The sequence below is a fragment of the Bradyrhizobium sp. Ash2021 genome (assembly GCF_031202265.1).
Lineage (GTDB): Bacteria > Pseudomonadota > Alphaproteobacteria > Rhizobiales > Xanthobacteraceae > Bradyrhizobium.
On sequence record NZ_CP100604.1, the window covers coordinates 9,080,946 to 9,102,059 of the forward strand.

At 60.6% G+C, this 21,114-nt stretch carries 20 protein-coding genes; 13 read left to right on the forward strand and 7 right to left on the reverse strand.

Annotation, left to right across the window (positions count from 1 at the left end; genetic code table 11):
• Positions 1–69: 69 nt before the first annotated feature.
• Positions 70–483, reverse strand: a complete 414-nt coding sequence (locus tag NL528_RS43665; protein ID WP_309180510.1) for a VOC family protein — start codon at positions 481–483, stop codon at positions 70–72.
• Between the two features lie 72 nt (positions 484–555).
• Between NL528_RS43665 and NL528_RS43670 the strand changes: the two genes are divergently transcribed.
• The 10 genes from NL528_RS43670 (at position 556) to NL528_RS43715 (ending at position 11,085) form a co-directional block, all read left to right on the forward strand.
• A complete protein-coding gene (locus NL528_RS43670; RefSeq protein ID WP_375143957.1) occupies positions 556–1,356 on the forward strand; it encodes a thermonuclease family protein in 801 nt (266 codons plus the stop codon).
• A gap of 123 nt (positions 1,357–1,479) precedes the next feature.
• Positions 1,480–2,871 (forward strand): M48 family metalloprotease, encoded by a 1,392-nt coding sequence (locus NL528_RS43675; RefSeq protein WP_309185259.1) that lies wholly within the window; start codon positions 1,480–1,482, stop codon positions 2,869–2,871.
• A 360-nt stretch (positions 2,872–3,231) separates the two neighbouring features.
• The gene (locus NL528_RS43680) at positions 3,232–3,630 is read left to right on the forward strand and encodes a BlaI/MecI/CopY family transcriptional regulator (protein WP_309180511.1); all 399 of its coding nucleotides are present in this window, start codon (positions 3,232–3,234) and stop codon (positions 3,628–3,630) included.
• A complete protein-coding gene (locus NL528_RS43685; RefSeq protein ID WP_309180512.1) occupies positions 3,627–4,016 on the forward strand; it encodes a hypothetical protein in 390 nt (129 codons plus the stop codon). Before NL528_RS43680 ends, NL528_RS43685 begins: the two co-directional genes overlap by 4 nt.
• A gap of 96 nt (positions 4,017–4,112) precedes the next feature.
• Positions 4,113–5,876: a M56 family metallopeptidase gene (locus tag NL528_RS43690; RefSeq protein ID WP_309185260.1), complete on the forward strand. Its 1,764-nt coding sequence runs from the start codon at positions 4,113–4,115 to the stop codon at positions 5,874–5,876.
• A gap of 33 nt (positions 5,877–5,909) precedes the next feature.
• Positions 5,910–6,179 carry a hypothetical protein gene (locus NL528_RS43695; protein WP_309180513.1) on the forward strand — a complete coding sequence of 90 codons (270 nt, stop codon included), beginning with the start codon at positions 5,910–5,912 and terminating at the stop codon, positions 6,177–6,179.
• 711 nt (positions 6,180–6,890) lie between these two features.
• Positions 6,891–7,019 carry a hypothetical protein gene (locus NL528_RS43700; RefSeq protein WP_309185358.1) on the forward strand — a complete coding sequence of 43 codons (129 nt, stop codon included), beginning with the start codon at positions 6,891–6,893 and terminating at the stop codon, positions 7,017–7,019.
• Between the two features lie 7 nt (positions 7,020–7,026).
• Complete coding sequence (locus NL528_RS43705) at positions 7,027–7,806, forward strand: Crp/Fnr family transcriptional regulator (protein ID WP_375143958.1); 780 nt, start codon at positions 7,027–7,029, stop codon at positions 7,804–7,806.
• 303 nt (positions 7,807–8,109) lie between these two features.
• The gene (locus NL528_RS43710) at positions 8,110–8,730 is read left to right on the forward strand and encodes a hypothetical protein (protein WP_309180514.1); all 621 of its coding nucleotides are present in this window, start codon (positions 8,110–8,112) and stop codon (positions 8,728–8,730) included.
• 594 nt (positions 8,731–9,324) lie between these two features.
• Positions 9,325–11,085, forward strand: coding sequence for an adenylate/guanylate cyclase domain-containing protein (locus tag NL528_RS43715; protein WP_309180515.1), 1,761 nt, complete (start codon positions 9,325–9,327; stop codon positions 11,083–11,085).
• 66 nt (positions 11,086–11,151) lie between these two features.
• Here the strand turns inward: NL528_RS43715 and NL528_RS43720 are convergent, their stop codons facing one another.
• The 6 genes from NL528_RS43720 to NL528_RS43745 all read right to left on the reverse strand — a co-directional run bounded on the left by NL528_RS43720 (position 11,152) and on the right by NL528_RS43745 (position 18,288).
• On the reverse strand, positions 11,152–12,381 hold the full coding sequence (locus NL528_RS43720; protein ID WP_309180516.1) for an ABC transporter permease: 1,230 nt from the start codon (positions 12,379–12,381) through the stop codon (positions 11,152–11,154).
• Positions 12,378–13,034: an ABC transporter ATP-binding protein gene (locus NL528_RS43725; protein ID WP_309180517.1), complete on the reverse strand. Its 657-nt coding sequence runs from the start codon at positions 13,032–13,034 to the stop codon at positions 12,378–12,380. Before NL528_RS43725 ends, NL528_RS43720 begins: the two co-directional genes overlap by 4 nt.
• Positions 13,031–14,326 carry an efflux RND transporter periplasmic adaptor subunit gene (locus NL528_RS43730; protein ID WP_309180518.1) on the reverse strand — a complete coding sequence of 432 codons (1,296 nt, stop codon included), beginning with the start codon at positions 14,324–14,326 and terminating at the stop codon, positions 13,031–13,033. Before NL528_RS43730 ends, NL528_RS43725 begins: the two co-directional genes overlap by 4 nt.
• Positions 14,327–14,333: 7 nt before the next feature.
• On the reverse strand, positions 14,334–14,630 hold the full coding sequence (locus NL528_RS43735) for a hypothetical protein (protein WP_309180519.1): 297 nt from the start codon (positions 14,628–14,630) through the stop codon (positions 14,334–14,336).
• A 1,444-nt stretch (positions 14,631–16,074) separates the two neighbouring features.
• Complete coding sequence (locus NL528_RS43740) at positions 16,075–17,064, reverse strand: ABC transporter substrate-binding protein (RefSeq protein WP_309180520.1); 990 nt, start codon at positions 17,062–17,064, stop codon at positions 16,075–16,077.
• Between the two features lie 738 nt (positions 17,065–17,802).
• A complete protein-coding gene (locus NL528_RS43745; RefSeq protein WP_309180521.1) occupies positions 17,803–18,288 on the reverse strand; it encodes a hypothetical protein in 486 nt (161 codons plus the stop codon).
• Positions 18,289–18,521: 233 nt separating this feature from the next.
• Between NL528_RS43745 and ada the strand changes: the two genes are divergently transcribed.
• From ada to NL528_RS43760, 3 genes are all read left to right on the forward strand, one after another.
• Positions 18,522–19,607, forward strand: a complete 1,086-nt coding sequence (ada, locus tag NL528_RS43750) for a bifunctional DNA-binding transcriptional regulator/O6-methylguanine-DNA methyltransferase Ada (protein WP_375144113.1) — start codon at positions 18,522–18,524, stop codon at positions 19,605–19,607.
• 145 nt (positions 19,608–19,752) lie between these two features.
• Complete coding sequence (locus tag NL528_RS43755) at positions 19,753–20,325, forward strand: methylated-DNA--[protein]-cysteine S-methyltransferase (protein WP_309180524.1); 573 nt, start codon at positions 19,753–19,755, stop codon at positions 20,323–20,325.
• A gap of 152 nt (positions 20,326–20,477) precedes the next feature.
• On the forward strand, positions 20,478–20,927 hold the full coding sequence (locus tag NL528_RS43760; protein WP_309185264.1) for an ester cyclase: 450 nt from the start codon (positions 20,478–20,480) through the stop codon (positions 20,925–20,927).
• Positions 20,928–21,114: the final 187 nt, after the last annotated feature.

Below are 21,114 nucleotides of genomic sequence, written 5' to 3' on the forward strand. Positions count from 1 at the left end.
TTTCTGGGCGGGCAGGGAATGGAGAATCTTGTCGTCCACTTCACCCAACACGGCAGCAAAGGCATCCACTCACCCCAACAGCCCCTTGCCCGGCACGTGATTGAGTTCGAGCCTGATACCATCGGGGTCTTCGAACAGCAGCGAGTAATAGCCCGGCGCCCATTGATCCTCGCGCGGCGCGCGAATGATCTTGACGTCGAGCGAACACAGAAAGCCGTGCAATTCGTCGATATCGGCGCGCTCGCGGGCGCGGAAACACAGATGATGCAGGCCGACGCGCTTTTGCTCGAACGCGGCACCCGCGTGCTCCGACGACGGCGCGCTGATGCCAACCGCGGTGCGTCCGCCGACGCAGTAATAGGTCGTCTCGGTATCGATCACCGGCGTCAGACCGAGAAACGGCAATAGCTTGCGATAGAACTCGCGCGAGCGCTCGAAATTCGAAGCGGTGAGAAAAATATGCGCGATGCCGTTGATCTCCATGGTCTCCCCTTTGGTCGCAATTTCGGATAATAAGCTGACGCCGGTGACCGGCAGCATACAGGAACCGGCCTGATGGCAAGCCGCGTGATCAGCCCTACGGCCTTGCGTTCCAGGCGATGCGTCGCCGCGCTTGTCGGCCTCGCGCTGCTGAGCGCGATCGGCCCGGCGATGTCGGCGGCCTGTTCCTTCGAGCCGCCGGGCGAGGGCCGGGTCGCCGCCGTGATCGATCTCAGAACCTTTCGGCTCGAGGATGGCCGCGAAATCCGCCTCGCCGGCATCGAGCCGGCCGGCCCGGACAGGGCAAAGGGCGCGGCGGCGCTGTCGGCGATCCTGATGGGGCGCGACGTCACCCTGCGCGGCGCAGACGACACGCCGGACCGCTACGGCCGCCAGCCGGGCTTTGTGTTTCTGGTGGGCTCCGAGACCCCGATTCAAACCGAGCTTTTGAGCCGCGGCGAGGCGTTGGTGGCGGCCGATGCGACCGACAAGGACTGCGCTTCGGCGCTGGTGGCGGCCGAGGCCGAGGCCCGCGGGGCCAAAAGGGGAACCTGGGCCGATCCCACCGCCATAAAAAACGCCGAAAGTCCGGGCGATATTTTGGCCGGGATTGGGCGCTTTACGGTTGTCGAGGGCAAGGTACTGTCCGTGCGTCAGGCAGGGGCAACGACCTACCTGAATTTCGGCCGAAACTGGACACGGGACTTTGCTGTGACTATTTCGAGGCGCATGATGCCGGCGTTCGAGGCGGCGGGACTGGCGCCTAAGTCCCTCGAAAATAAGAGGATTCGTGTCCGCGGCTTTGTCGAGGCGCGGGGTGGGCCCCGAATCGAGGTGCTCCGGGTGGGGCAAATTGAAATGCTCGGCGGGAATTAGAGCAAATTACGAGTAGCTGACGTGTCTGAGCGTGCAGGATGGCCCAAGCAAAGGACAGGCCGCCGCCTTTTGGCTGCGGCGTCTTTGCTGTGCCTGGCCTTTGCACTGTCCGCCTGCGGCGACATGGGCCGGTTTCAGACGGCCTCGTCGACCCCCTCGGTGTCGCCGGCGAAGCCGAACCGCACGGTGGCGCAAACGCCCGCGAGCGAGCGCGAGCATGAGCGCATCCTCACCTCCTACGGCGGCGCCTATGACGATCCGAAGCTGGAAGCTTTGATCACCAAGACCGTCGAGCGGCTGGTCGCCGCCTCCGATCGTCCCGACCAGGCCTACAAGGTGACGATCCTCAATTCCGGCGCGGTCAACGCGTTCGCGCTGCCGACCGGCCAGCTTTACGTGACGCGCGGCCTGATCGCGCTGGCCAGCGATACCTCCGAATTGTCGTCGGTGCTGAGCCACGAGATGGCGCATGTGCTGGCCAAGCACGCCTCGATCCGCGAAGACCAGGCGCGGCAGGCCGCGGTGGTGACCCGCGTCGTCACCGACATGAGCAACGATCCGGATCTGACCGCGCTGGCCTTGGCGAAAACCAAGCTGACGATGGCGAGCTTCTCGCGCCAGCAGGAATTTGAGGCCGACGGCATCGGCGTCGGCATTTCGGCGCGCGCGCATTTCGATCCCTATGGCGCGTCGCGCTTCCTGACCTCGATGGAGCGCAACGCCGCGCTGAAGGCCGGCAAGACCTCGCTCGATCCGCGCACGCAGGACTTCCTGTCCTCGCATCCGGCAACCCCGGAGCGGGTGGCGAACGCGCAAGCCAACGCCCGGCAATACACTTCGCCCGAAGGCGGCGAGCGCGACCGCGAGACTTATCTCGCGGCGATCGACAACATCGTCTATGGCGAAGACCCCTCAGAAGGCTTTGTTCGCGGCCGCAGATTCCTGCATCCCAAACTCGGCTTCACCTTCGCAGCGCCCGATACGTTCACGCTGGACAACACCGCGCAGGCCGTGATCGGCGTGCGCGAGGGCGGCACCCAGGCGATGCGCTTCGACGTGGTGCGGGTGCCGGCGGAACAGACGCTCGCCGATTATCTCAACTCGGGCTGGATGGAAGGCGTCGACAAGGCGTCGACGGAAGATCTCACCATCAACGGGTTCCCGGCGGCCTCCGCCGCCGCGCATGGCGACGCCTGGCAGTTCAAGGTCTATGCGCTGCGCTTCGGCAGCGACGTCTACCGGTTCATCTTCGCCGCCAAGCAGAAGACCACCGAGAGCGAGCGCAACGCGCGCGAGACCGTGAATTCGTTCCGCCGCCTGACGCTCGACGAAATCCAGGCCGCGCGCCCGCTGCGCATCAAGGTCATCACCGTGCAGCCCGGCGACACCGTGGAATCGCTGTCGCACCGCATGGCCGGCGTCGATCGCCCGGCGGAACGCTTCCGCGTCCTGAACGGCCTCGACACCCACGCCCAGGTCAAGCCGCGCGACCGCGTCAAGATCGTGGTGGATTGAGGCGGAGCGCGTCATCTCCGATGCGCAATGGCGCATCTGAGGGCGCGAAGCGAACCCGGGATCTCGATCGACCGGGTGCCGTCATTGCGAGCCGCCGGGTCGCGCGCATGCGCGCCCGATGCCAGGCTCCGCGAAGCAATCCATTTCACCCCTCAAAGAAAGAATGGATTGCTTCGTCGCTTTCGCTCCTCGCAATGACGTGGCTGCTAGTCTTCGCCGTCGCTAAAGCGCTGACCAACTACCAAACCGATCACCCAACCCACTGATCCCGCCATCATGAGTAGAATAGCCGTTGCCGAAAACGGCAACGTGTGCGACGCTCTGTAGCATTAAAACGGCCTCAGATCGCAAGGTGGCAACATGGACGACAGCCTGCCCGAACTGGGTGACCTCGAGCGTGAGGTAATGCAACTGGTTTGGGCCAACGCGCCCGTAACGGCCGAGGCCGTGCGCGAACGGCTCTCGCGCCGGCTCAAGGAATCGACCGTTCGCACCGTGCTGCGACGGCTCGAAGACAAGGGCTACACCACGCACACGGTGGATGGGCGAACCTATGTCTACCACGCGGCCGAGCCGCGCGGACGGGTGGCGGCCAAGGCGGTCCAGCGCATCGTCGACTGGTTCTGCAACGGCTCCGTCGAAGAGGTCCTGGTCGGCATGGTGGATACGGCCATGCTCGACCAGCGGCAGTTGCGCCTGCTGGCCGACCAGGTTGCGAAGGCCAAAGAGAGGGCGACGACGAAGGGAGGGAAGAAATGATGCTGGCGATTCTGGCAGAGTCGGCGCTTCGCTGCCTCATTCTCGGAAGCGTCGTGTGGATCGGTTTGAATCTTCTTCGCGTGCGAAATCCGCACGTGCATATGACATCCTGGGTCATGGTGCTGGTGGCGTCGCTGTCGATGCCGCTGCTGAAGCACTGGACCACCGTGAGCGTCACGCCGGCCGCTTTGCCGGTGCCGGCGCCGGAAAGCCTGTGGCCCGCCATCAATCCTTTGACGGGTCCTTTGACGGAGCCCCTGCCCTCGTCGCTGCCGTCGGATCCCGGCACGCCCGTCGCTATCGGCGGCGCCGGCCACGCGGTAGTCGATTGGCTGGCCGTTGCGACTGCGATCTACGCATTCGTTGCCGGCCTGCTGCTGCTGTGATTGGCGATCGGATTCTATTTGACCTGGCGCCTGGTGCGCGCCGCAAAGCCGATGCGCGAACCCTGGACGGCGGACTGGAGCGTGCGCGTCAGCAGCGTGATCGCCGGTCCGGTCACGTTCGGATCGACCATCCTGCTGCCGCCCCAATGCAGCGATTGGGATGGGCTGAAGCGCCGGGCGGTGCTCGCCCACGAGGGGGCCCACGTCGCCAACCGCGATTTCTATGTCCTGTTGCTGGCCTCGCTCAATCGTGCGGTGTTCTGGTTCAGCCCTTTCGCGTGGTGGCACCTGACCCGGCTGGCCGAACTGGCCGAAATCATCAGCGACGCAAGGGCGCTTGAAGTTCTGGACGACAGGCTGTCTTACGCCGAGATTCTGCTCGATCTCGTACAGCACGTCCGGCCGGCCCCGGCCCCGGTGGGGCTGGAAATGGCAAGGGCGTGCACGGTACGCGCGCGCGTGGAGCGCATTCTCACCACAACCACGGCGCCTGCGAAGCTGGGCTGGCGGAAACGGATATGGACCGCCGCGGCCGTCCTGCCGGTCATCGTCGTTTCGGCCGGCAGCATCACCTACACCACGGCGCCGGTATCGCCGCGGGCGATTGACGGCGCAGCAGCTGCGACGGTGCGCATGCCCGAACACGTCTCGTTCTATTCATTGGGCCGGGCCTCGATCTTCACCGTTTTCAGGGAAGGCGACGATCTGTTCGGACAGTTGAGCGGGCAACGGAAACTCCGATTGGCCGCGGCGGGCGATGGGAGCTATTCCTACCCGATGGCGGCCGGCCGGATTACCCTGGCTGTCGGCAGCGACCGGGAACCGTCCGAACTGACGGTGAGCCAGAACGGCCGCGACATGCGCGCCGCGCGGATCGCCGAATTGTCGTTGCAGGGTATCGAGGCCGATGCACAGCTGCTCGATTCATATGTCGGCTGGTATCAGTTGGCGTCGGGCCGCGTGCTCACGGTCACCCGCGACGGTGAGCGGCTCCAGGTCCGGGAGACTGGACGGCCGCAAGTCGAGGTCAGGGCCTACGGCGCCGATGCCTTTTCCGGCGGCCATGACGACCTCATTATTTTCCTGCGCGACGGCCAGGCCAAGGTGACGCAATTGTTGCTGCAGGACCCGTCGTCCGGCGCCCGGCTCGCGCCGCGGGTCGGCGTTGCCAGGGCAAAAGCGATCGAAGAGGAATACGCCCGGCGAATTGCGGAAGTCCCGGATCGCTTCAGAGACCAGGCCCCGCTGCCGGGCAGCAAGGAAGCCATCCTGCGAGGGATCGAGGACCTGCGGCGCGGCGCGCCGAATTACGACCGGATGAGTGCATCGCTGGGAACGAAAATCCGTCGCCAGGTTTCCGAGCTGCAGGCCATATTCAATGCGCTCGGTGCCGTCGAGTCGATCTTCTTTCGCGGCGTCGGCCCCGGTGGTTATGACGTCTACGGCGTGAAGTTCGCGAACGGTTTTGCGGAGATTCGGTTGCTGCTCGGAGCAGATGGCAAGGCCGACGATGTCACCTTCCGGGCAGACGGCAATGATGCGCCCGGCGGAACAGCCGCCTGTTCCCAGGAACAGGATTTGCGACCCCGGGCCGACACCACGCCGGTCCACGTGTTGTTTTACAACGCCACCGGCGCGGACATCCAACTGTACCAACTGAACGCCGAGGGAAAACGGACGGCCCACGGCACTACCATCGGCGAGAACATATCGTCCTCGGTCCTGACCTCCGTCGATGCTCCCTGGGTTGTCGCAGACACTTCCGGGAAATGTCTCGAGATCGTGTTGCCGGGACAGCAAACGCGTTATCACACCGTCGAGGCCGCCAGGGTGGACGGCCAGCCGGAGCACCCGGCGTAGCGGCGCACGGCTCCCCTGGCCGGAAGCGAAGAGATGCTGCGGCAATACATCGAGACCGTGGGGCGCGGTGAGCCGAATTACGATCGCATGACCGCCGAAATGGCGGCGCAGACGCGTCAGCAGCTTCCCTTTAACCAGGCCATTCTGAACCGGCTTGGCGCGCTGCGCGCGATGTCGTTTCGGGGCGTGACGAGCATGGGCAACGACATCTACATCGCCCATTTCGCCAACGGTATGGCGGAATGGCGGATTGGCCTGGTCAAGGACGGCACCATCGGACGAATTGCGCTGGGTCCGCAGTAGACTGCGCGCCCATAAATTCGGAGTGGTCGGCGGACGTCCGTTGTGGTGCGCACTTCGGACTCGTGCGTGAGGTCCGAAAAGTGCCAACAGGCGACATGGCGTTGACCGAGGACGAAAGAGGCCGCCGACACGGCCTTTGTCATAAGACTTTTAAACAGGTTTGCTTGTGTTTCGTTGGCTGGCTATGGTCGCTGCCAATGGGGCAGGACGATTGATGTGGCCGGCAGGGGCCGTCTGAATTTCAGAGCAAGGCAGGCGGTCCCGCTTAAACCTTTAAGGCTCTGATGGAAGGCTGGATCGTGAGACGGTGACCAGCTTGCTGCCGTCGAAAAGCTCCAGCGCGGTGTCGCAGACAGGGCAATGATATTCGCCCTTGGCCCCAGGTGCTAACGATAGGTCAAGCCGTCTGAAATCGGCTCCGCAGTTCGGGCACGTCACGTCGCCCTTTTTCATACGCTCATCCCAAAGGCTCACCCCTTACAGCGGTAAAGTATTAACCGAGGTTGAGCGGCGGAACTATGTTTTGGTAGGAGAACTACGGGGGCCGCTCTCGATATATCGCTTCCACTGTCCTGTTTGGCTAATCGGCTGAATATCCAGAAGAAATACGCGCGCTGCCATAGCGCGGAAAATAAAATCAAGTTCGTTGAGATGGACGCATCGCAGTTTGAAGATGCTGTCAAGCCAACAGCACTGAGCGGGGGGTCTCACATGAAGATGCGAGCAGTCGATGCAGCCGCGCGCATTCTCGAAGCCGAGGGTATCACCGGCGCCTTCGGCTTTCCGGGCGCCGCGATCAATCCGCCGCCGCTCGGAATCCAGAAAGCGCGACTTGCCTGAGTCCGGGTTGCCTTCGGTGATTGGTGGCGGCGGAATTGGTAACCGCCTTCTGGCAGCGCTGGCGCCAGCAGATTTTGGTCTGCTGGTGCCCGGCTTGGAGACGGTCGGGCTCGATCAGGACGCGGTCCTCTCGCAAGCGGGCGACCAGATCGAGCATGTGTTCTTCCCTCACAGCGGCGCCATCTCGCTGATGATCGACATGGCGAACGGGCAGACGGTCGCTACCGCCGCAGTCGGGCGCGAGGGAGCAGTAGGCGTTCTTTCGGTGATAGGGCCGTCACACTCGGCCATTACCGCCATCGTTCGTGCGGCGGGCACCGCCTCGCGGATCCCCGCATCGCGATTTCACGCCGCGTTCAACCGGAGCCCCGCGATCCGGTACGCGATCCAGATGCACATGAGGGCGATGCTGATTCAGTTTCAGCTCGGCTCGGCCTGCAATGCGCTGCATCCGGTCGAAGCCCGCATGGCGCGCTGGCTGCTCCATTTTCGCGACCGCATCGACCATGACGTCCTCCCGCTCACCCAGGAGGCGCTCTCACAAATACTCGGTGTGCGACGAACGACGGTGACGCTCCTGATGCGCAATCTGCGCGCGTCCGGAGCGATCAGATCTGATCGACGAGGCCAGATCGAGATCGACCGATCGCGGCTCGCGGCGGCGGCGTGCGAATGCCACGATACCCTGCGTCTCGTGGTCGAGGATCTCTTCGCGATGAATACGGCCCGATCTCGCGTTTTGGTTATGCCGGATGATGCAGTAGGTGAATCGGGCGATGCCGTGTGAGCCGTTTCCGCGCGGCCCGATCAAGCCGGCAGAGACGGTGCTGAAATCAAAGCCGCTTCGCCGGAGAGCAATAGCTGGTCCTTCCGCCCTGATCAGGCTGGCGAGCGGCCCAATGCGCTTGACCAGGATTTCCCGCCTAATGTCCGTTGCAGACCGGTCCGTTTGGCCCGGTGGGACCAGCGAGCGACATCAAGCTGACGAATTTGCACCGCAATCTGCACTAAAAACATTTCCTCTGGATCGGTGCGCAGCGATGCATTAATCCTTATGGTCTCGTAACCACACCGTTCTGGGGCTTCCGCGATGTCACGTTTTGCGGTCAAGTGTTTGCTGATGACACTGTTCGTTGTCGGAGCATCATCGGCAACGTTCGCTGAGCAAGACAGTCCGGGTACACACAAACAAGACAGTCCTGGTACACACAAAAAGGTCTATTTATTTCGGGGATTAACGAATGTTTTGTCGCCAGGCATTGATCAACTCGCAGATGAGCTCCACCAGAGGAATATCAGTGCGACGGTAACCAATCATTTATTTTGGAGTTCTCTTGCAAACGAGGCAATTCAGGATTGCAGGAGCGGGCGCGTAAGCTCAATTGTCCTGGTTGGTCACTCGCTTGGTGCCAGCGCGGTCCTGAGTATGGCAGAGCAACTGCAGCAAGCCGGCCTCCACGTCGCCCTGGCTGTTACGTTTGACCCCGTCGTCAGATCTGCCGTCCCCGGCAACGTCCGTCTTATGAGAAATTTTTATATTTCCGATGGTGTGGGAGTGCCGGTACAGCCTGGCGAGCATTTCCACGGCTTACTGCGAAACGTGGACCTGAAGAGCAGTCCTGAACTCGGACATGTTTCTGTGACCACCTCACCTTCGATTCAGAAGCAGGTCATGAGTGACATCATTTCAGCAAATACCGGATGTCGCTGATCGACGAGATATGGAAGCACCCCGCATTTGGGAAGATTCTGCCCACCGATAGACGACGTGGATATTGCGCCCCTCGACCCAACCAAACTCGGAGCAAGCAGACTCAAACGCCCTGATGCTACGCCGTGTCTCCTCGTCGTCCGTCGAAGCAGACCCGACGAGGCCGATCGTGGGATAGCGAGCTTTCTGCTGTCCACGCGCTGCAAGCGGCCACGCTGCGGCGCCTCCAATCAGGCCGATGAAATGGCGCCGCCGCATTTGACCCACCGAGAACGTATCGTGCCCAATTTCCGGATCATAGCAGCCTCGATCGAACCGGTTAGGGTCCGAGACGATAAATGTTTGGGATTGTTGAAGTCCGTTCCGGGTCATTCGCGTCGTTTTGGCCGCCCGCCTGTCACTTCCGGTCTACACCGACAAACAGACATTTTCGGCGCGCGTTGGCATGTCTCAAAGGTGCCACATCCGGACATGATCAGCCACGGACGGACCCTCAGGGCGCTGGGCTCAGTGGATGCCAAACACCGTCTCTCATTACTTGGCTCTCGGAACTGGGAGGCGTAAACTGCATCCCACCTATCTCGGAGGCGTGCCTTGGCCAGCGAGCGCGTCGAGCGTCGACTCACTGCGATCTTGGCAGCCGATGTGGCCGGCTACAGCCGGTTAACTGGCCTGGATGAAGAGGGCACGCACGTCCAGCTCCAGGATCATCTACGCACCCTCATCGATCCCAAGATTACCGAACACCGCGGCCGTGTTGTCAAGAACACCGGTGATGGAATGCTGGCCGAGTTCAGCAGCGTGGTCGACGCCATGCGCTGTGCTCTTGATGTTCAGCGTGGCATGGTGGGGCGCAACGTAAACGTGCCTGAGGGGAAGCGGATCGAGTTTCGCATTGGGATCAATGTCGGCGACATCATCATTGATCGTGGCGACATCTTCGGCGACGGCGTGAACGTGGCGGCACGGCTGGAAGGACTGGCGGAGCCAGGAGGCATCTGTGTCTCGGATGATGCCTACCGACAACTCCGCGACAAACTCGATATTGTCTTTGATGATGCCGGCGAGCAGAACCTCAAGAACATTGTGCGACCAGTCCGGGTTTTCAGAGTGAAGGATCGTGTTGCGGCAGCAGAACAAAGACCCACGTTGGTGCTCCCGGACAAACCCTCGATTGCCGTGCTACCTTTCCAGAACCTTAGTGCCGATCCGGAGCAGGAGTATTTCGCAGATGGTGTCGTGGAGGATATCACGATGGCGCTGTCGCTCTTTCGTTGGCTGTTTGTGATCGCACGTAATTCGAGTTTCACCGACAAAGGCCGGGCCGTGGACGTAAAGCAGATCGGCCGCGAGCTTGGTGTGCGCTACCTACTCGAAGGCAGCGTGCGCAAGGCCGGAAACCGTATTCGAATCGCGGGGCAGCTTATCGATGCCGAAACCGGAGCACATCTCTGGGCGGACCGGTTTGATGGTGCGCTCGAGGATATGTTCGATCTACAGGACCATGTGACTTCCAGCGTCGTGGGTGCAATCGCCCCCAAGCTGCAGAGTGAGGATATCAAGCGGGCCACTCGCAAACCAACCGAGAATCTGGATGCATACGACTATTACCTGCGTGGGCTGGCGAAAGCTCGTTATTGGAACAGGGACTCGAACAGCGAGGCGCTCCAGCTCTTTTGCAAGGCGATCGAGCTCGACCCTCGTCTAGCCTGCGCCTACGGCATGGCCGCTTGGTGCTACATGCAGCGCAAGGCGCGTGGCTGGATGATCGAGAGTGTGCAGGAGAGCGCCGAAGCTACTCGGCTGGCCCGGAAAGCAGTGCATCTTGGTGGAGGTGACCCGGTAGCGCTGTGTATGGGTGGATATGCACTCGCCTTTGTAGCCCATGAGTTCAACGACGCTGTAGCTTTCATGGATCGGGGACTGACGGTCAATCCGAACTTGGCGCAAGCTTGGAATCTTAGTGCCTGGCTGAGAGTTTGGAGAGGTGAGCCCGACGTGGCACTCGATCACGCTGCGCATGCCATACGCCTGAGCCCACTCGATCCGTCCATGTTCAGCATGCACGGAGCCATGGCGTATGCCCATTTTCTCGCGGGCCGTTATGACATGGCGTCGTCATGCGCCGAGAAGGCGACGCGCGACAATCCGACTTTCCTTCTGGCGATGTGCATTTCCGCAGCCAGCAATGCGCTCGCCGGGCGGCTTGAGTCAGCACAGAAAGCCATGGCGCGGGCACTCGAACGCAGTCCCGATTTGCGCGCCTCCAACCTGATAAATTCAACACCATTTCGCCGCGCGGAGGACCTCGCAACGTTCACCAAGGGTCTCCGAAATGCAGGCCTTCCGGACTGACCGTGAGTTCGCTTACCTCGGCCGCAAGTGGAACGAAACGAGTGGGCCTTCGAGGCTAGATGCGCTTCAAACCGTCCGGATCGCCTCGATCGGCGCAAACCGAGAGGCTCGCAGGGCCGGGTACCAGCCAAAGAGTATCCCGACCAGCATCGAAAACACGACAGCCGACGCCACTGCCCAGGGCTCGACAATCAACGACCAATCCGCCACGTGCGCAAAACCAAAAGCGGCAAGCAAACCCAGGATTACGCCTGCAACGCCTCCGAAGACTGACAAGCCCACGGCCTCGAACAAGAACTGCAAAAGGATGTCGCGCCGCCTGGCCCCGACAGCCAACCGAATGCCGATTTCCTTGGTTCGCTCGGTGACCGATACCAGCATGATATTGAGGATGCCAATTCCTCCGGTTACGAGCGAAACAAGTGCGACCGATGCCAGAAGGATGGACAGCGTTCTGACACCGGCCTCCCTGGCCTCCGTAATCGCCGACAGATTCCGGATTGTGAAGTCGTTGTCCTGGAGTGGCGCCAGGCGATGCCGCTGACGCAACAGCACCTCGGCGTCTTCGCTCGTTTGAACCATGCTCTCGCCATCGCGCACCTTTACCAGGATGGCGGCAATCGACCGGGACTTTGCTTGATTGCTTCCCAGCACGCGCCTGCCGGTGTTTAGAGGCACAATCAGCGCATCATCCTGATCTTGCCCTCCGGTTGACTGGCCTTTCTTCGCGAGCATCCCGATCACCTTGAACGGCACGTTCTTGATCCTGACCTCGCGTCCGATCGGATCGACGTCGGGAAACAGCTGCTTTGCCACCGTCTGTCCCAGCAGTGCGACCTGAGCACCGGCCTTCGCTTCGTCCGGCTCAAACGAACGTCCGCTTTCCACCCCCCAGTCGCGAACTTCTAGGTACCCGGCGTCGACGGTATAAACAATCGTAGCCCAGTTGGCGGCGTCGGCAACGATCTGGATCTTGCCGCTGACCAGCGAAGACGTCACCTGGACCGAGGAAACTTCCTGGCCGATAGCCGCGGCATCCTCGTCTGTGAGTGTTGGCGTCGCTCCTGCGCCAAGCCTGACGCCGGACTGGTTGACATTGCCGGAGACAACGATCAACAAATTGGATCCAAGGCTCTGGACCTGGGCCGCAACCTGCGCACGGGCGCCTGCACCGACAGCCAGCATCGCGATCGTCGCCGAGGTCCCAATGATGATGCCCAGAGCCGTCAAACCGGAACGCAGCTTGTGATTGCGAAGCGCCATGACGGCGGCATGGATTGTCTCCAACGGGTTCATAAAACCCTGCCGTCGAAAAAGCGGATCACCCTTGATGCGTGCCGGGCAACCTGTGGATCATGGGTGACGACGACAATGGTCTTGCCATATTCGTTGAGCCGCTGGAACAGCGTCATCATCTCGCTTGCGGATTTGCTGTCCAATGCTCCCGTCGGCTCATCTGCCAGGATAATCTTGGGCGAGCAGACGAGCGCCCTCGCAACAGCGACCCGCTGCTGCTGGCCTCCGGAAAGCTGCGAGGGGAGATGATCGCCGCGATCGGCGAGACCGACCGTGCGCAGCGCCGTTTCCGCGATCTCGCGGCGGGACCGCCGGCGCACGCCAGCGTACATCAGCGGCAGCTCGATATTTTCCCGCGCGTTCAGCCGCTCAAGCAGATTGAAGTTTTGGAAAACAAAACCGATCTTGCGATTTCTGATCGCGGCCAAATCGTCGGAAGCAAGATCGGACGTATCGACGCCATCAATCCAGCACCTCCCGTGTGTCGGCCGATCCAGGCATCCCACTATTCCCATGAAGGTCGATTTGCCTGACCCGGACGGTCCGGTAATCGCGACGTACTCTCCATCGTCAATAGAAACGCTGACCCCTTCAAGCGCCGTCACCTGCTCACCCAGTTGAAAATGTCGGGTAAGGTTCTCGGTCCTGATCACTGCTTCTTGCCTACGATGACCTCGCGGACTGGCTCCACCGCGGTGATCTCGGTAACGCTGCCGTCACCCAGGCCGAGGCGGACTGGCACCATCCGGGGATCTCCATCGGCGCCGAGCACCCAGACACCCGGTCCCTTCACGACCGCTCCCGCGGGTTTCCACCGCAGCGCTGCGTTTGGCGCGAGCAGCGCGTTGGACCGTGACTCGGTTTCGATCTTGACGCTCGCCGTCATCCCGGGAAGCAGTTCCATCTTTGGATTCTCGATCGACACGATACCGGTGTAGGTGACGACGTTGGACACGGTTTGCGAACCCAGCCTCACATGCTTGACCTTGCCCTCGAATTCGCGCCCGGGGTAGGCGCTGACGGTGAATACGGCCCGCTGGCCCGGCTTTACACGGCCAACGTCGGTCTCGTCGATCGAAACGGCGATTTCCATCCGGCGCAAATCGTCCGCGATGGTAAATATCGTTGGCGATTGCAGGGAAGCAGCGACCGTTGAGCCAAGCTCGACACTGCGCTGGATGATCACGCCAGCCACCGGCGAGCGAATATCGGTATTGGCCAGGTCCACCTCGACCTGGCGAAGCACCGCCTCCACCTGCAAGATCTTGGCCGCGTCGACTTGCAGCTGCGCTTTCGCAACGGCGGCAGCCGTACGAGCCGCGTCATAGGTCACGTCGGATACTGCGCCGGTGGGTTTGAGCCGGACCTGGCGAGCCAGGTTCAATTCGGCTTCGGCCACCTTGGCCTCTTGCATGATCTGAGTAGCACGAGCCTGATCAAGATCCGCCTTGGCCGCATCGCGCTTGAACCTGATCTGATCGGAATTGAGGCGTGCGAGAATCTGACCCGCAGTGACCTTGTCGTTGTAATCGGCCAGGATCTCGACCAGCTGGCCGGAGAGCTGCGAGCCGACGATGACGGTCGTGATCGGGTTGATGGTGCCGGTCGCCGTCACGGTGCTGACGATCGGGCCGCGATCGAGGGTGGCGAGTCGATAGCCTGGGGCGTTCGCATTGGACCAATGTGGAAACAGGAACATCGCTCCAACGGCCGCGACTGCGGCAGTCAGGAAAAAAGCCGACTTACCTGTCCGAATTAGAGCGCGCGTGGTGATGCTCATTGAGCTGCCAAGATCAATAACCGCTCCAGGAAATGAAATAGCGTTGTCAAGACCACCACCACCGCTCTTCCGGCAGGGGCACTTGCCGTCTTTTCGGTGCGATGCGCCGAAACACCAAGAAACCGTCACCTCTGTTGAGGTGACGGTTAACTGGTCTAGAATCAAGCAAAGCTTATTTGTCTCGGCCCTTGCCTACCGTGGCAAGAAGAGCCTGGATCGCGTCTGCGCGCGAACCGGGTGTGGTGGTCTGGTCAGGGCTGCCGGACCCGTTCCATGCCGTACCATTTCCGCCAACAACGCCGCCGTTACCGGTGGCATCGGAGGAGTAATAAGCCACGGGGTTTCCGGTCACTGGGTCAACCTGGGTGCCCGTATAATTACCGTCTCCAGCCTTCAGCTGGTATTCTGCGGCAAAAGCCGGGGCGGCAAAGGCCGCTACTGCTACGCAAGCAATCATAATTCGCTTCATAAATGCACTCCTGTTCAAAAAGGCCCTACGCCTCTTGGTTATGTTGCGCCGCAATATTTTCTCTGCTGCGACCTTCGACGCCGCATCCGCTGCCAGTATGTGAAAATTCGACAGCTTCCGCCCGGCCATTTAAGGTGAGCCGGCCGTTTCTTGTTTGGTTCAAAATTAAATCACTTTTTAGCTGCGCATAAAACAAAAATGCTCGCAACCGGAATGTTTTTAGGGAAAAACTAACGTAACGTCATACTTAACGGTATTTGTTTTCCCGAGGCGCCGCGGCGGCCACGCCCGTTAGTATGAGCGCGGGCCTGCCAATCCGAGGGAAAGCCCCGAGCAATGATATTCATGACACCGACGGCCCTCGACCGGATTTATCGCCAACGTTGGCCGCGGCGATTGCCCCAACGATTTTGATTGTGCATGACGTCGCAAAAGAGGCTTGCTCCATTCCTCTCTCGGATGGTCCATCCCCCGTAGCAAAACGTCGGAAATATTTTCCAAAATAAAGAAGTGGGAGGTCACCGAATGATGACCTCCCTTTGCTGCGTATCAGCAACCTAAAAGTTGACCTAGGTCCGTGCAGGTGTGCGGGTTATTGTCCAACGCTCTGCCGGTGGACTTATTGTCCATTACGTTCATCCATTCGAGGTTGGTGATGGAGTTTGAACCTCCCCGAGCGGCGATTGTCGCCCCGAATGACGGATCCACACCAGCCCATACTGCCCGGTCCGTGCCGAACGTCCCGTTGTCAGGAACGTTTTTAGGGGCGGGTGCACCAGCGAGAGCTGGCACAGCGAGTGCTGCTAGGGCTCCGCAAGCAATCATAATACGCTTCATAAATTAAACTCCTGTTTAAAAAGGCGCTACGCCTCTTGGTTACGTGCGCCGCAACAAACACCCGCTTGCTGCGGCCGTTCACGCCGCATCCGCTGCCGAACGTTCGATTCAGCTGCTTCTCCCCGGTATTGAAGAGGTGATCCAGTCGTTTCTTGTTTGGTTCAAAATTAAACCACCTTGTAGCTGCCATGAAATCCAAACTCACGCAACCCATTTGCCGCCTCAGTCAAAGGTCGAGCCGCTGGCAAAATCAACCATCCCTGTCCTGTCCCAAATGCGGCAAGCAGCCGAAGTTCGTCACGAGCATGGTGAACCCTCACTTAGTTCCAGAGCATGAGGCGGGCTCATTACATCGGCGACGGCTTCGCAGATACGGCTCGCAATTAATCTGCGCGGTGTGATCAGGAGCCGCATTTCATGCGCGCAGATTCTATTCAAGTTCGCATTGGATGGGATCGAGTGTGAGGTCCATTCTGGGTCAAAAACGGTCCTGACAGCCTTGAAGCGCCACTTCCGGTCTACCCCGAGGAACGGACATTACCAGACCGGCACGGTTGGTCTGTTTGGTGCCAACAACGGACCCATGCACCGCAGCAAAACAACAGAACTATTCGATCACCTCGTCGGCGGTCGCGATCAACGTCGGCGGCACGGTCAACCCGAACGACTGCGCGGTCTTGAGATTAACGATGAGTTGGAACTTTGTCGGCTGTTGTATCGGAAGCTCGGCCGGGTTCGCGCCTTTAAGGATGCGGTCCACATAGGCGGCGGATCGACGGAAGATGTCCGGCGCGTCCGGCCCATACGTCATGAGCCCGCCTTCGACGGCGAACGGCCGATAGACCGAGACAGCAGGCAACCGGGTTTGTACGGCGAACTGAGCGATCCCCTTGATGTGAGCGACATTGAACGGGTCGGGCGGGATGATCAGACTGCTGCCCGGCTGTTTGCTCAGAACGTTGATAGTCGATTCTATCTCATCGGGCGTGCCGACCGGCGTTGCGACGAGTTCGATTCCCGCCGGTTGGCGCGTGACTTCGATTTCACGGAGAAAATCATAAAAAAAAGGAGTGGTCTTTGGATTGAACATCAGCGCCGCTCGGGTGATGTGCGGCTTTACGTCCCTGAGAAGTCCAATCCACTTTCCGATCAGTTCCGGATTGACGAAAGTGAAGCCGGTAATGTTGCCCCCCGGATGCGACAGGCTTTTCACGAGGCCGAGGCCTACCGGATCCTGTACCAGCGCGCAGACGATCGGAATCGAACTGGTGATTTTTTTCAGTTCCGCGACTGCTGGCGTACCATTGGCGAGAATTACATCGGGCGCGAGCGATACCAGCTCCCTGGCATATTGCCGAATGAGTTCGCTGTTGCTGGCCGACCACCGGTATTCGACGCGGACATTTTCGCCCTGCTTCCAGCCGAGGCCCGCCAATCCCTGGCTAAACGCCATGATGCGTGCATGGCTCTCGGGGTCGCCTTCTGCGACCGTCATCAACACACCAACACTCGGCATGCCCGTAGACCGCTGCGCGCGTGCCGCCAACGGCCATGCCGCCGCGCCGCCGACAAGCGTAATGAACTCTCGTCGCTTCATTGCCAATCCTGCTCCCAGTGCTCTCAAGCCAACCGTAAGCAATTTTTCGGCATAGGTCCAAGTGTCGGATGTCTGAAATGGGTCACTCTCGTCGTTCTGACCGCGCCGCGAGGACTTCCGGTCTTCGCCGAAAAGCAGACAATTTCGAAAGCCCGTCGGCGGGTCCCAAAGGTGCGATAGCTGACGTCGCCCCTCTCATTCGATCACGTCGCCGGCACGGGCGAGCAGCACGCTGCAGACCTGCCCTGCCCGGCGCCGCCATCGTCACTCAATCGGTACTTGCATCGACAAGTCAACTGCTACAATCCGTAGCACGACAGTAGGTAACAACTTACGAGGCTCTGCGCGGCAGCGTGTGCCCGGCGCCGTAGCCTCGCATCCTTCAGGGCGTTGCCATGAGCAGTTACGCAAAGGCCGAGGCAGTGCTGGCCCTCCACCGGTTCGGGATGGGGCCGCGCCCGGGTTCGATTGCGGCGATCGGGGCTCGTCCATCCGCGGGACTCAGATTGGCGGAAAGATCGACACGTTTACGCGATCCCGCGCAGTTTCAGAAACCAGATCTGGCCCTGACTGCAGGAGGCCGTCGAGCCTAATGGCGACGTCAAAAACGGGAGACGTTGCCGCGCGCTCGAAAAGCAGCCGTAGTTTCGGGTGGAGCCCGTCGCCACGTGCCGCCGCGAACGCGTGAAAATCCAAAAACGTCGTCATGATCCGGTCTCCGAAAACGCTGCACCACGATCATGAACCCTGAAGCGGGAGAGATATCTCCACACTCCGTATCTTGTCCGGGAATGGAATTACTGAAGTCACCTGCGTATCAGCAGATGACGGAACCCCAAATTGCCGCTCCATCGCCTCGCGCCCCGTCGGGTCTTGCGCGACTTCGCTCGACTCCACGATGTCAAGGCTGACAATGCCTCCTGGATTCCTCAAAAGCAGCACCGGGCTGACTTCGTCAGCACGGCAAATGACCAGATGCGGTCGGTCGGGATTCGCTAACGCCAACGATGCCAGTCGTCGCAACCCAACTCGCGCCTGCTCCCAGTGCGCGATCAACGGAGCCCAGCTTCCTTTGTCTTTCAGGATGCCGTTGAGAATGCCTTGCGAAATAGGATCGTCCGGCGAGAGCACACCCAGACTCCCGATGACGTCGATGACGTGTGGACCTGCGGCGAGTTGGACCATCAGGCCCGTTTTTCCGCTGTCGAATCTCACGAGCTTCATGATGTTCTCCGCAATCGCGTGTGCTTTCGCAGCGACCATAATGATCGACCGAACAGCAGAACTTCGATTCTTACCCTCGAATCTAAAGAAACCGGGTCCGGACGATGTCTTCGGAAATCGGGTGGGCCGAGAGCCTCGCCATCGGCAATGTGAAGACAGGACCCGGAGTAGAGCAGGCCGCCAACGGCTTGATGATGATCTCCCTCACCCACGCGATGAGAGCGAACATGACCATGATCCACGAGGAGCACCAAAGGCAGAACCAAGCTGTCGTGGTCAATGATCCGCGGTGGGCGCGCATTGTCGCCCGCGACCGGACGGCTGATGGTCATCTTTGGTACTCTGTTTTGACAACTGGCGTTTACTGTCGGCCATCCTGCCCGTCCCGGATCGCCAATCCCAAGAACGTCCTGCTTCATGACACCTTCGAGGAGGCCAAGGCGACGGGCTTTCGGCCGTGCAAGCGGTGCAATCCGGACGGACTTTCGGTTGAGGCGGAGAACGTCGCCATCGTCGCGCGTGCCTGCCGGCTGATCGAGAAAAGTGAGGAGGAGCCGTCTTTGACCGATCTGGCAACGGCGGTTGGCCTCAGTCCGAGCTATTTCCATCGCCGCTTCAAAGCGGTCACTGGTTTGACGCCGAAGGATTATGCTGCGGCCAATCGCGCATCGAAGGTCCGTGAAAGCTTGGCAAGTGGCAATAGCGTTACGGAGGCGATCTACGACGCCGGCTTCAACTCCAGCGGTCGCTTTTACGAGAAATCCACCGGCATGCTCGGCATGACGCCGTCCCAATATCGCGCCGGTGGCGCCAACGAGGAAATTCGTTTTGCTGTCGGTGAGACATCGCTCGGCACCATCCTGGTCGCGTCGAGCAAGAAGGGAGTAGCCTCCATTCTTCTCGGCGACGACCCGAGTGAATTGGTGTGCCAACTGCAGGATCGCTTTCCCAAGGCCCGCCTGATCGGCGCCGACAGGAACTACGAAGCCCTTGTGGCCCATGTTATCGGCTTCATTGAAGCCCCTCGGATAGGTCTCGATCTGCCGCTTGACGTTCGCGGCACCGCGTTCCAGCGGCGGGTGTGGCAGGCGCTCCAGGGAGTCCCGATCGGTCAGACCGTCTCCTACACGGAAATCGCGCGGCGGATCGGCTCTCCCCACGCAGTGCGCGCGGTCGCCGGCGCCTGCGCCGCGAACGACCTCGCGGTCGCCATCCCGTGTCACCGGGTGGTGCGGAACGACGGGTCGCTCTCGGGCTACGCGTGGGGTGTCGAGCGCAAGCAGGCCTTGCTTACGCGCGAGGCGGCGCGCAGCCTTTAGTCCTGCGGACACCGTTTGGCGCGTTCGCAATCCGCCTTCTGCGCAACGTAACCGACATCTTCAATATGAAAGCGAAAACCGGGGTGAGCTGACACGGCCGCGTTCGTAGGGTCATCGGCGGAACAAAACCACCGGAGTTAGACCTATGAATCTGATCGTCACCGATCTCGCGTCCCGAGAGACCGCATCATTCAAGAGCGTCGCCGCGCACGAAATCGAGTTCGCAGTCGGCGACTGCGCCCTTGGGAAAGTTCCTGGGAAGGTTCTTGTCGCGCGCAGCCCAACCGGCGTTTGCGCAATCCTGTTTGGCTCGACGGCCGAAGAGGTGGAGCAGGATCTGGCTGCAAGCTTCCCGGGCAGCCGGATTGTCTCGAACGACCGCCGGCTTCGCGCTGACCTGACCAAGATTCTGCAATTCATCGCTGTCCCCCGCAATCCGCTCGAACTTGACCTCGATATTCGCGGCACGCCATTCCAGCGTCGTGTTTGGGATGCGCTTCGCACGATTGCCATCGGAAAGCCCCTCACCTACGCACAACTCGCCCGCCGTGTGAGCGGACCCAAATCGCTGCGAGCGATCGCTCAGGCCTGCGCTGAGAACCCGATCGCCCTGGCAATCCCCTGTCATCGCGTCATGGGCAGCAGTGGATCGATGGCGGGCTATCGCTGGGGCATCGAACGCAAGCAGGCGCTAATCAACAAGGAAGTTGCGACCTGATTTAGATGTCCGTTGACCGAAGCCTGCCGAGCGTCCGCCGGCGAGTTTCGATTTACCGACAACAACCGGAGTTCAACAACCATCATCCAGATCTACCCTGAAAACGTCCACTCATGGCGGACAGCAACCAAGCACACAAAAGGAGAGTGATCGTGTCGAAGGAAGAAGATAACAAGGCCATTGTTGGCCGGTGGTTCACGGATTTCTGGGGCAAGACTTGCGACCTCGGAATTGTCGATGAACTCGCTGCGCCCGACATGCTCCTGCAGTATTCGCTCCACGAACCGCGCCGAGGCCGGGAAGACATCAAGGCGTTCATGACGGACTTCCGAAAGGCGTTCCCTGATCTGAACTTCTGGGGTGCTGCGGATCTTATCGCGGAAGGTGACTACGTCGTCGGCCGCTGGGAAGGCGGCGGAACGCATACGGGACCCGCATTCAGCGACTTCCTGGTGGGATCCTTGCCGGCCAATACCGGCCGCAAGATGAAATTCACTGGCACCACCGTGCTGAAGCTCAAGGACAGAAAAATCATCGAGGAAATCGGCCTCGACGATGGTGTCACCGCCTTGCAGCAACTCGGTCTCATCCGCGCCGCGTAACCGTTCCCGGTCCGCGCCGACCGGAGAACCATAGAAGGGAGATCCGGCGACCTCTCGGTCGCCGGATCTCCCCGAGATGCAATCGATGAACGGTTGTTAGTCGCGCCAGCCGAACACCTCGCCCGAAGCTCGCATCTCATCTGGGGTCGCGATCATTCCTATTCGAGGCTATCGGCAATCCTCGTCG

What these genes read in the sequence shown, in the direction of transcription:
- NL528_RS43665 (WP_309180510.1), bottom strand. Translation starts at nt 483, where the DNA reads ATGGAGATCAACGGCATCGCGCATATTTTTCTCACCGCTTCGAATTTC.
- NL528_RS43670 (WP_375143957.1), top strand. Translation starts at nt 556, where the DNA reads ATGGCAAGCCGCGTGATCAGCCCTACGGCCTTGCGTTCCAGGCGATGC.
- NL528_RS43675 (WP_309185259.1), top strand. Translation starts at nt 1,480, where the DNA reads ATGGGCCGGTTTCAGACGGCCTCGTCGACCCCCTCGGTGTCGCCGGCG.
- NL528_RS43680 (WP_309180511.1), top strand. Translation starts at nt 3,232, where the DNA reads ATGGACGACAGCCTGCCCGAACTGGGTGACCTCGAGCGTGAGGTAATG.
- NL528_RS43685 (WP_309180512.1), top strand. Translation starts at nt 3,627, where the DNA reads ATGATGCTGGCGATTCTGGCAGAGTCGGCGCTTCGCTGCCTCATTCTC.
- NL528_RS43695 (WP_309180513.1), top strand. Translation starts at nt 5,910, where the DNA reads ATGCTGCGGCAATACATCGAGACCGTGGGGCGCGGTGAGCCGAATTAC.
- NL528_RS43700 (WP_309185358.1), top strand. Translation starts at nt 6,891, where the DNA reads ATGAAGATGCGAGCAGTCGATGCAGCCGCGCGCATTCTCGAAGCCGAG.
- NL528_RS43710 (WP_309180514.1), top strand. Translation starts at nt 8,110, where the DNA reads ATGTCACGTTTTGCGGTCAAGTGTTTGCTGATGACACTGTTCGTTGTC.
- NL528_RS43720 (WP_309180516.1), bottom strand. Translation starts at nt 12,381, where the DNA reads ATGAACCCGTTGGAGACAATCCATGCCGCCGTCATGGCGCTTCGCAAT.
- NL528_RS43735 (WP_309180519.1), bottom strand. Translation starts at nt 14,630, where the DNA reads ATGAAGCGAATTATGATTGCTTGCGTAGCAGTAGCGGCCTTTGCCGCC.
- NL528_RS43740 (WP_309180520.1), bottom strand. Translation starts at nt 17,064, where the DNA reads ATGAAGCGACGAGAGTTCATTACGCTTGTCGGCGGCGCGGCGGCATGG.
- NL528_RS43745 (WP_309180521.1), bottom strand. Translation starts at nt 18,288, where the DNA reads ATGAAGCTCGTGAGATTCGACAGCGGAAAAACGGGCCTGATGGTCCAA.
- ada (WP_375144113.1), top strand. Translation starts at nt 18,522, where the DNA reads ATGATCCACGAGGAGCACCAAAGGCAGAACCAAGCTGTCGTGGTCAAT.
- NL528_RS43755 (WP_309180524.1), top strand. Translation starts at nt 19,753, where the DNA reads ATGAATCTGATCGTCACCGATCTCGCGTCCCGAGAGACCGCATCATTC.